Source organism: Streptomyces sp. NPDC033165 (assembly GCF_055577965.1).
This window is the reverse complement of record NZ_JBVIPK010000007.1, coordinates 402630-412240: the sequence shown is the minus strand read 5'-3', so window position 1 is coordinate 412240 and position 9611 is coordinate 402630. Positions and strand designations below refer to the sequence as shown.

Annotated in this window: 8 protein-coding genes and 1 pseudogene; 4 read left to right on the top strand and 5 right to left on the bottom strand. The window is 72.6% G+C overall.

Features of this window, described 5'->3' with window-relative positions:
* Positions 1–202: 202 nt before the first annotated feature.
* The gene (locus tag ACZ5WC_RS19860) at positions 203–832 is read right to left on the bottom strand and encodes a TetR/AcrR family transcriptional regulator (RefSeq protein WP_468542014.1); all 630 of its coding nucleotides are present in this window, start codon (positions 830–832) and stop codon (positions 203–205) included.
* A gap of 160 nt (positions 833–992) precedes the next feature.
* Here ACZ5WC_RS19860 and ACZ5WC_RS19855 point away from each other — a divergent pair, with 160 nt between their 5' ends.
* Together ACZ5WC_RS19855 and ACZ5WC_RS19850 are read left to right on the top strand one after the other, a co-directional pair.
* Positions 993–1997 (top strand): phosphatase PAP2 family protein, encoded by a 1005-nt coding sequence (locus ACZ5WC_RS19855; protein ID WP_468542013.1) that lies wholly within the window; start codon positions 993–995, stop codon positions 1995–1997.
* On the top strand, positions 1994–2983 hold the full coding sequence (locus ACZ5WC_RS19850) for a DMT family protein (protein ID WP_468542012.1): 990 nt from the start codon (positions 1994–1996) through the stop codon (positions 2981–2983). Before ACZ5WC_RS19855 ends, ACZ5WC_RS19850 begins: the two co-directional genes overlap by 4 nt.
* A gap of 12 nt (positions 2984–2995) precedes the next feature.
* Here the strand turns inward: ACZ5WC_RS19850 and ACZ5WC_RS19845 are convergent, their stop codons facing one another.
* Positions 2996–3526: a PadR family transcriptional regulator gene (locus ACZ5WC_RS19845; protein WP_468542011.1), complete on the bottom strand. Its 531-nt coding sequence runs from the start codon at positions 3524–3526 to the stop codon at positions 2996–2998.
* A gap of 198 nt (positions 3527–3724) precedes the next feature.
* The gene (locus ACZ5WC_RS19840; RefSeq protein ID WP_468542010.1) at positions 3725–5740 is read right to left on the bottom strand and encodes an oxidoreductase; all 2016 of its coding nucleotides are present in this window, start codon (positions 5738–5740) and stop codon (positions 3725–3727) included.
* 204 nt (positions 5741–5944) lie between these two features.
* Between ACZ5WC_RS19840 and ACZ5WC_RS19835 the strand changes: the two genes are divergently transcribed.
* Positions 5945–6472 (top strand): DoxX family protein, encoded by a 528-nt coding sequence (locus ACZ5WC_RS19835; protein ID WP_468542009.1) that lies wholly within the window; start codon positions 5945–5947, stop codon positions 6470–6472.
* A 280-nt stretch (positions 6473–6752) separates the two neighbouring features.
* Positions 6753–6818: pseudogene (locus ACZ5WC_RS19830) on the top strand (DUF7144 family membrane protein); the annotation flags it as partial.
* 56 nt (positions 6819–6874) lie between these two features.
* Here ACZ5WC_RS19830 and ACZ5WC_RS19825 read toward each other — a convergent pair.
* Positions 6875–9007 carry an MMPL family transporter gene (locus ACZ5WC_RS19825; RefSeq protein ID WP_468542008.1) on the bottom strand — a complete coding sequence of 711 codons (2133 nt, stop codon included), beginning with the start codon at positions 9005–9007 and terminating at the stop codon, positions 6875–6877.
* A 102-nt stretch (positions 9008–9109) separates the two neighbouring features.
* Positions 9110–9610, bottom strand: coding sequence for a MarR family winged helix-turn-helix transcriptional regulator (locus ACZ5WC_RS19820; protein WP_468542007.1), 501 nt, complete (start codon positions 9608–9610; stop codon positions 9110–9112).
* Position 9611: the final 1 nt, after the last annotated feature.

The following is a 9611-nucleotide window of genomic DNA, read 5'->3' as shown; positions in this document are numbered from 1 at the left end:
GGTCACGGAGCTCCAGGAGCCGGTGGAGCCGGTGAGCAAGGCCTGACCCGGCCCGGGGGGGGGGGGGGGGGGGACCCCCCCCCCCCCCCCGTCCCCCCCCCCCCCCCCCCCCCCCCCCCCCGGGCGGTGCGCCGCCCCCGTCCCCACGGTGCGGCGCAGGGTGGACCGGCCCCCATCCGCTGGGACGGGCGGTCCACGTCTGTCAGGACTCCGGCACCTGTGCCGTGAGTCCGAGGCTCGGGAAGATCGCGCTCTCCACGAACCGGGTCAGATACGCCGCGTCGGCGTAGCGCCCCTCCAGTAGCGGCCGGGCGCGCAGCACGCCGAGCAGCTGGGCCGGTACGAACGCGGCGGCCGGCAGGTCCGCGGGGATCTCGCCGCGATCCTGGCCCCGCCGGACCATCGCGTCGATCGCCGCGACCTCCGGCACGATCAGCGCCTCGCGCAGCGCGGACAGCAGCTCCGGGCTCTGGAGTGCGGCATGGCTGAGGGCGTGCATCAGCGGAGTGTCGCTCTCCGAGGCCTTCCCGATCGCCTGCGCGGCCTCCAGCAGGTCCCCGGCCAGCGTCCCGGTGTCGATGTGCGGCAGCCGCATCCGCCGGGTGCCGTGCAGTGCGGCGACGACCAGTTCCGGCTTGGACCCCCACTGCCGGTACAGCGTCGACTTCCCGCACCGGGTGCGGGCGGCGACCCCCTCCATGGTCAGCGACTCGTAACCGCTCTCCCGCAACAGGTCCAGCACCGCTTCGTACAGCTCCTGCGCCCGCTCCGGTGTGATCTTCGAGCGGCGGGAGGCGAGGGCTGACTCCGGTGCGGAATCGGGCGAGGGCATGGGCTGTACCTCCTGCGGCGGTGCGGCGAGGTTCTCGATACGCCAGTGTACCGATACGCAGGTGTACCGATACGCCAACGTATCGGTACACTGGCGTATCGATTCGGCATGGACTGGACCATGCCGTCCTGACACCGCTTCGCATCCAAGGGGGCACCGGGTGACGCACGCCCGCACCGAGCCCGTGGACCAGGAGCCGGACATACGTGCCCGACCGCCCCTCGTCCGCGAGTTCCTTCTCGTGGCCGGACTCTTCCTGGCCTACAAACTCGGCCGCCGGGCGGCCAACGGCCATGTCGAGGAAGCGTTCCGCAACGCGCGGAACGTCTGGGACCTTGAACGGACCCTGCGCCTGCCCGGCGAGGGCGCCGTCCAGGACCTGCTGCTGCACAGCCAGACCCTGATCCACGCGGCGAACACGTACTACGCCGCCGTGCACTTCCCGGCCACAGCCCTCTTTCTGGTCTGGCTCTACTGGCGTCGCCCCCGCCATTACCTCTGGTCACGCCGGGTCCTCGCCGCGCTCACCGCCGCCGCCCTGGTGCTGCACCTGCTGTTCCCGCTGGCTCCGCCCCGGATGTTCCCGGCCGCCGGAATGGTCGACACCGGGCAGGTCTACGGGCCGACGGTGTACGGGCAGACGCCCGCGACCGACACGATGGCGAACCAGTTCGCCGCGATGCCCTCGCTGCACGTCGGCTGGGCGGTCATGGTCGCCATCGGTCTGATCGCCGCGACCCGCTCCCGGTGGCGCTGGCTGTGGCTGTTGCACCCGGCGCTGACGCTGCTCGTCGTGGTGGGCACGGCGAACCACTACTGGCTCGACGCGATCGTGGCCGTCGCGCTGCTCGCCGTCGCGTTCGCCGTTTTCCGGCTGCCGATGCCGGGTGGGGCTGTGGTGTCTGGTGAGGTCCTGGTGTCGGGTGGGGCTGTGGCGTCTGGTGGGGGCACGGTGTCGGATGGATCGGTGGTTTCCGGTGGGGGCACGGTGCCGGGTGGGTCGGTGATGTCCGGTGGGGGTGCCGACGCGCCGCCGCCCCTCGTGAGCTCCGCCGGGGCGTCCGCCGCGGAGGCTGCCGCGGTGCGCATCCCCGATCCTGAGCCCGTCCCTGAGCCCACCCCTCGGCCCGTCCCTGAGCCTGCTCCGACCGGGGCCGCCCGATGAGCGGCACCCTGATCGCCGTCGCCCTGTCCCTCGTCTCGGCCGGCGCCTACGCGGCCGCCGCCGTGGCGCAGTCCCGGCTCGCCGGACGCACCGAGTCCTCCGCCGGCGTCCTGCGGCTGCTGGGCCGGGGCGCGTGGTGGTCGGCGGTCGGCCTCAACGCGGCGGGCGCGCTGCTGCACGTCGCCGCACTCAACTACGGGCCGCTCACCCTGGTCCAGCCGCTCGGCGCGCTCACCCTCGTCGTCGCCGTCCCGCTCGGCGCGCACGCCGCCGGACGCAGGGTCGGCCGGATCGAGTGGCAGGGCACGGTCCTCACCCTGCTCGGCCTCGGCGCGCTGCTCCTGACCGCGGGCGGCTCCGCCCCGCACGACACCCTCACCCTGCCCGAGGCCCTGGGCGTGGGAGCGGCCACCATGGCGGTCGTCGCCGGGCTCAGCCGCCCGGGAGCCCGCCCGGGCCTGCGGCACGCGGCGGCCTCCGGGATCACCTCGGGTGTCGCCTCCGCCCTCACCCAGACCCTCACGGTCGCCGTCACCGACCACTCCGGCGGCCCGCTGTTCAGCTGGCGGCTGCTGACCGTGGCGCTGCTCGTCTCGGCCTTCGCGATGGGAGGCCTGCTGCTGTCCCAGACCGCCTACCGGGGCGGGCTCGGCGCCCCGTTCGCCGTCGTCACCCTCGCCAACCCGGTCGCCGCCGCCGCGATCGGCCTGGCCCTGCTCGGCGAACGGCTCCAGGGCGGCCCGGTCAGCCTGGTCCTGGCGCTGCTCGGTACGGCCGCCGCCGTACGCGGCGTGATCCTCCTGAGCCGGGCCCAGGCTCGCGCCACGGACGGCGTGGCCGAGGTGCGCGGCACGGAGCCGGAGCGCGTGGCCGACGGGGCTTCCCCGGAAGGGCCGGTCCCCTCGCGGGTGGTCATCGGCAGCCCCCGCCCCGTGGTCGTCGCGGAACCCCTGGCCGTAAAGGCGGGCGGCGGCCCCCACCCGTGACGGGCGCTACGGTCAGCTGTCCAGGTCCGCGATGGCCCGGGTGAGCCAGCCGATCCAGAACGTCTCCAGGTCGATGCCGCCCCGCAGCACCAGATACCGCAGCCGGCTCTCGTCCGTGGTCGGCGCGGGGGTGAAGTCCCGCTCCTCGATCTCCCGGTACTCCGCCAACTGCCGCTCGTGGAGCGCGAGATGGCGGCGCAGCTCCGTGCCCATCCCGTTCGTCCCGACGACTGCCGCCGCCCGCATCCGCAGCAGCAGCGGATCACGGACCGGGCGCGGGTCCTCGGGCAGCGCCACCCAGGCCGCCAACTCCTCGCGGCCCGCGGGCAGTACCTCGTACTCCTTCTTCTGCCCCCGGGCCGGAACCGCAGACGGCAGCGCCCTGATCCGCCCGGCCTGCTCCAGTTTCCCCAGCTCGCGATAGATCTGCTGGTGGGTCGAGGACCAGAAGTAGCCGAACGACCGGTCGAACCTGCGGGTCAGCTCCAGACCCGAGGAAGGCTTCTCCAGCAGAGCGGTGAGAATCGCGTGCGGCAGTGACATGACGTGCATCCTAAGTAGGGGGCTCACAGAGGTGCTGGGCTCCCGGTAGGACGAGGGGGCGCGGAGTCACGCGGCTGTCGGCAATGCGCGGGCTCACAGAAGTACGCGGCTGTCGGCAATGCGCGGGCTCACAGAAGTACGCGGCTGTCGGCAGGACGCGCGTTCACAGAAGTACGCGGCTGCCGGCAGGGAGCTGGCTCACAGTGCCGCGGCCAGCTCCGTGCCCTGGCGGATCGCCCGCTTCGCGTCCAGCTCGGCCGCCACGTCCGCGCCGCCGATCAGATGGACCGGGCCGCCCGCCGCGCGCAGTTCCTCGTACAGCTCCCGGCGCGGTTCCTGGCCCGCGCAGAGGACGACCGTGTCCACGGGCAGCACCCGCCGCTCGCCGTCGACGGTGAGGTGGAGGCCCTCGTCGTCGATCAGGTCGTAAGAGGCGCCCGCGATCATCTCGACACCCCGGTGGCGCAGTTCGGTGCGGTGGATCCAGCCCGTCGTCTTGCCGAGCCCGGCGCCGACCTTGGTGGTCTTGCGCTGGATCAGGTGGACGGTGCGCGGCGGCTTGGGGCGCTCGGGGGCGCGCAGGCCCCCGCGCTCCGCGTAGGCCGTGTCCACGCCCCACTGCCGGAAGAACGTGTCCGCGTCCAGGCTCGCCGCCTCGCCGCCGTCGGTGAGGAACTCCGCGACGTCGAAGCCGATGCCGCCCGCGCCCACGATCGCGACCCGGTCACCTACCGGCGCCCCGTCGCGCAGCACGTCCAGATAGCTGACCACGCTCGGGTGGTCCGTGCCGGGGATCGCGGGGGTACGGGGCTCGACGCCGGTGGCGAGCACGATCTCGTCGAAGCCGTCCAGCGTTCCGGTGTCCGCCCGGGTGGACAGGCGCACCTCGACGTCCAGCTCGGCCAGTCGCGTACGGAAGTAGCGCAGCGTCTCGTCGAACTCCTCCTTGCCCGGCACCCGGCGGGCCACGTTCAGCTGGCCGCCGATCTCGTCGGCGGTGTCGAACAGCGTGACCGCGTGGCCCCGCTCGGCCGCGGTCACCGAGCACGCGAGGCCCGCCGGACCGGCGCCGACGACAGCGACGCGCTTACGGGTCCGGGTCGGGCTCAGGACCAGCTCGGTCTCGTGGCAGGCACGCGGATTGACCAGGCAGGAGGTGATCTGGAGGCTGAAGATGTGGTCCAGGCACGCCTGGTTGCACCCGATGCAGGTGTTGATCGCGTCCGCCCGGCCCGCCGCCGCCTTGGCGACGAACTCCGGGTCCGCGAGGAAGGGCCGGGCCATGGAGACCATGTCCGCCCGGCCGGAGGCGAGGATCTCCTCGGCGACCTCGGGCGTGTTGATGCGGTTGCTCGTCACCAGCGGTACGGAGACCGCGCCGCGCACCTTCTCGGTCACCCAGCTGAACGCGCCGCGCGGGACGGAGGTGGCGATGGTGGGGATGCGCGCCTCGTGCCAGCCGATGCCGGTGTTGATGATCGTCGCGCCCGCCGCCTCGATCTCCTTCGCCAGCGTCACGACCTCTTCCAGCGTCGAGCCGCCCGGCACCAGGTCCAGCATGGAGAGCCGGTAGATCAGGATGAAGTCGTTGCCGACCCGCTCGCGGACCCGGCGGACGATCTCCACGGGGAACCGGATGCGGTTCTCGTACGAGCCGCCCCAGCGGTCGGTGCGGAGGTTGGTCGCGGAGACGATGAACTCGTTGATCAGATAGCCCTCGGAGCCCATGATCTCGACGCCGTCGTACCCCGCGTGCCGCGCCAGCTCCGCCGCCCGGACGAACTCCTCGACGGTCTCCTCGACCTGGTCGTCGGTCAGGGCGTTCGGGGTGAACCCGCTGATGGGGGCCTTGAGCGCGCTCGGCGCCACCAGGTCGGGGTGGTGCGCGTACCGGCCGAAGTGCAGGATCTGCATGGCGATCCGGCCGCCCGCCGCGTGCACCGCCGAGGTGATCTCCCGGTGCTGCTCCGCCTCCGCCTCGGTCGTCATCTTCGCCCCGCCGGGGAAGGAGCAGGCCCGCTCGCTGGGGGCGATGCCGCCGGTGACCATGAGGCCGACGCCGCCCCGGGCGCGCTCGGCGTAGAAGGCCGCCATTCGCTCGAAGCCGCGTTCGGCCTCCTCAAGGCCGACGTGCATCGAGCCCATGAGCACCCGGTTGGGGAGCGTGGTGAACCCGAGGTCCAGCGGGCTCAGCAGGTTCGGGTACAGGCTCATCCGGGGTCTCCTCCGCACGGGGTCGTCGCGTCAGTTGTAGACCACCACGAGACCCTTATGCAACAAGTTGCACAATGATCTGCGTCGCATCGGGGCCTTGGGGCGACCGGCCCGTGTCCCGTACGGCGTAATCGGCCGGGCCCGCCCGCCCCCGTCCGGCGAGAGTGGGAGCCGTACCGCAAGCCCCTCACCCCGGGAGTCCCCATGGTCCGCGTCAACCGGCGTGATCTCGGTCTGCTCGCCCTGCGCGTCGGTACCGGCGCGGTGCTCGCTGCCCACGGCAGCCAGAAACTGGCCGGATGGTTCGGCGGCGGAGGAATCCAGGGCACTGCGGCCGCGATGGAGGCGATGGGTTTCCACCCGCCCAAGCACAGCGCTGTGGCCGCAGGTCTCGGCGAGGCGGGCGGCGGCGCGCTGCTGGCGCTGGGTCTCGCCACCCCGGCGGCGGGCGCCGCGGCCGCCGGGGCCATGGCCGGTGCGGTCGCCGTGCACGCCCCGGCGGGCTTCTTCGCCCAGGGCGGCGGCTACGAATACCCGGCGTTCCTCGGCTTCACCGCCGCGGCCATCGGTCTGACCGGCCCCGGACGCTACTCGGTGGACCACGCCACCTGCCATGTCTTCGACCGTCCCTGGATGGTCGCACTGGCCTTCGCGGGCAGTGCGGCCGCCGCCGCCGCGGTGGTCGGCAAGCGTGCGAAGGGGCAGTCCGGCCGGTCTCAGGAGGAGTCCTGATGCGCACGGACCCCGCCCGGCCTCCCGGCCCCACGACGCCTTCCGGCCCCATGCCCCCGGCTCCATGACGTCTTCCGGCTCCATGCCTTCCGGCCCCTCGGCTCCCGCTCCACGCCTCCTCCCGGCACTTTGCCGTCCGGCCAGGCGGACGCGCCCTGGCAGCGCTCCGACGGCCCGGCCGTCCCGGCCCCCGCGCCCGACCCGGACAGCGCATGGGTCACCGGCGGGGTGCTCTTCGCCGGAGTGCTGATGGGTGCTCAAGGGGGCGGGCTGGGCGCGGATGGCCGGCATCCTCTTCGCCTCCCTGAGCCTGTTCGCGCACTTCCTCTGCCCGCCGTACGCGCCCGTCCGGTCGGGGATCGTCATCGCCCTGGACCTCTTCGTGATCCGCGCCCGGACCGCCTACCGGGACCCGGGCCGGGCTCCGGGGGACGCGCTGCGTCGACCCTGGGACGTCTCGCGGCTCAGTGTGCCCGGCCACCACGCCTTCGGGCCGATGTCCCGCACCAGCGCCGGGACGAGGAGCGAGCGGACGACCAGGGTGTCCAGCAGGACGCCGAAGGCCACGATGAACGCGATCTGGAGCAGGAACGCCAGCGGGATCACACCGAGTGCGGCGAAGGTGGCCGCCAGGACGACGCCCGCCGACGTGATGACCCCGCCGGTCGTGGTCAGCCCGCGCAGGATGCCCTCCCTGGTGCCGTGCCGCAGCGACTCCTCCCGGACCCGGGACATCAGGAAGATGTTGTAGTCGACGCCCAGGGCGACCAGGAACACGAATCCGTACAGCGGCACCGACGAATCCGTGCCGCTGAAGCCGAACACATGGGTGAAGACCAACGAGGAGATACCGAGCGTGGCCAGGAAGTTCAGCGCCACGGTCGCCACGAGCAGCACCGGCATCAGCAGTGACCGCAGCAGGAAGACCAGGATCACCAGGATGATCGCCAGCACCACCGGAACGATCACCTTGCGGTCGTTCTCCGCCGTGCGCTGTGTGTCGTACTGCTGAGCGGTGTAGCCGCCGACCAGGGCGTCCGATCCGGGTACCGCGTGGACCTCGGTGCGCAGCGCGGCCACGGTCTCCTTGGCGTTGTCGCTGTCGGCCGCGTCCTTCAGGGTCGCGTCGATGCGGACCCTGCCGTCGACGACGAGGGGTTCGCCGCCCGGCCGTCCGCTCGCACTCGCCGGCGCGACCGAGGCCACCCCGTCGGTACGGGTGGCGGCCTCGGTCACCTCGGTCAGCCGGTCGGCCGCCGCGACGATCACCACCGGATTGCCCGAGCCGCCGGGAAAGTGCTCGCTCAGCGTCTCCTGAGCGGCCACGGACGGGGCGTCGTTGACGAAGATCTCGTCCAGCGGAACGCCCTTGGAGGTGAGCGTGGGGGCGAACGTGGCACAGGCGATCAGGGCCGCCAGGGTGATCGCCCAGACCTTGCGGGGCGCGCGGTCGACGAGGGCCGCGACCTTGTGCCAGATACCGCGGCCGCCGGACGCCTTGTCGTCCGCGGGCCTGGGCTTCGCCGGCCAGTAGGCGGCCCGGCCCAGCAGCACCAGGACGGCGGGCAGGAAGGTGAGGGCGCTCAGGACCGAGCAGACGATGCCGATCGCTCCCACGGGACCGAGGGCCCGGTTGTTGGTGAGGTCGCTGAGCAGCAGCGCGAGCAGACCGGCCGCCACCGTGGCGGCGCTCGCCGTGATCGGGCCGAAGGACTCGCGCAGCGCGATACGCATCGCGGTGAACCGGTCGTCGTGTACGGCGAGTTCCTCCCGGAACCGGGCGGTGAGCAGCAGCGCGTAGTCCGTCGCCGCGCCGATCACCAGGATCGACAGAATGCCCTGCACCTGACCGTCCACGCGCACGATGTCGTGGTCCGCGAGGACGTAGACGATCGCACAGGACAGGGCGAGGGCGAACACCGCGCCGATGATGATGACGAAGGGCAGCAGCACACTGCGGTAGACCAGCAGCAGGATGACGAGCACCGTGATCAGGGCGACCCCGAGCAGCAGCCCGTCGATGCCCGCGAAGGCGTCGGAAAGGTCGGCCTGGCTCGCGGCCGGACCCGCCAGCCGGACCGTCGTGCCGGACACGGACGCGCCCGCCTCCTCGATCCTCTCCAGTACGGTCGGCAACTCGTCCCCGAGGCCGGGGCTCAGCTGCACGATGCCCTGGAGCGCGCGGCCGTCCTCGGAAGGCAGCGCGGGGGAGGGGGTTCCGACGACGCCCTCGCTTCCGGCGAGCGAGGCGAGGGCGCCGGTGGCGGCCTCCCGCTGCCCGCCGTCCACCGGGGCGTCCTTCTCCGTCGAGGTCCAGACGAGGATGGCCGGCAGCGTCTCGTTCTGCTGGAACGCCTTCTGGGCGTCGATGACTTGGGTGGACTCGGCGTTCTGCGGCAGAAAAGCCGCCTGGTCGTTGGTGGCGACCTCGCCGAGCTTCCCGGCGTACGGGCCGAGCCCGCCGCCGATGCAGAGCCAGGCGATCAGCAGAACGACGGGGATCAGCCGGCGGACCGACCGTGCAGGGGTGGACATGCCTCTCCCGGGGGTGGAGGTATCTCATCGACAAACAATCTCAATCGTTGAAATACATTACGCGAGTGCTCGCGAAGACAACCGCAAGGGGGGGTGAAGATCTCAGCGACGCGCCGGGGGGACCTCGGCCAGCTCCTCGTTCATGGCGGCGAGGAAGCGCAGGACGGTCGTCAGCTCCGCCTCGCTGAAGCGTGCCCTGGCCCGTGCCGTGGCCTCGGCGAGCGGCATGAAGTAGTCGCGCGCGGCCGTCCGGGCGCTCGCCTCGTAGTACACGTGCACCACCCGGCGGTCGGCGCTCTCCCGGGCCCGCCGGATGTGCCCGGCCCGTTCCAGCCGGTCCAGACATGCCGTCACCGCGCCGGAGGTGAGGCCCAGATGCTCGCGCAGCGCCCCCGGCGTCAGGGGCGACGGGGCGTCGAGGATGGCGGCGAGCGCGCTCACGTCCGTGGGGTGCAGCTGCTGGCTCGCCGCGAAACCGTGGGTCATCCGGTTGATCTCACCGTTCATCCGGCGCAGCTCGACCGCGAACGCTTGAAGGTCCGCGAGCGGCGCCTCGGATTCCGAGGCGCCGCTCCGGGTCGGTCGGTCGTCGGCGCTGGTCACG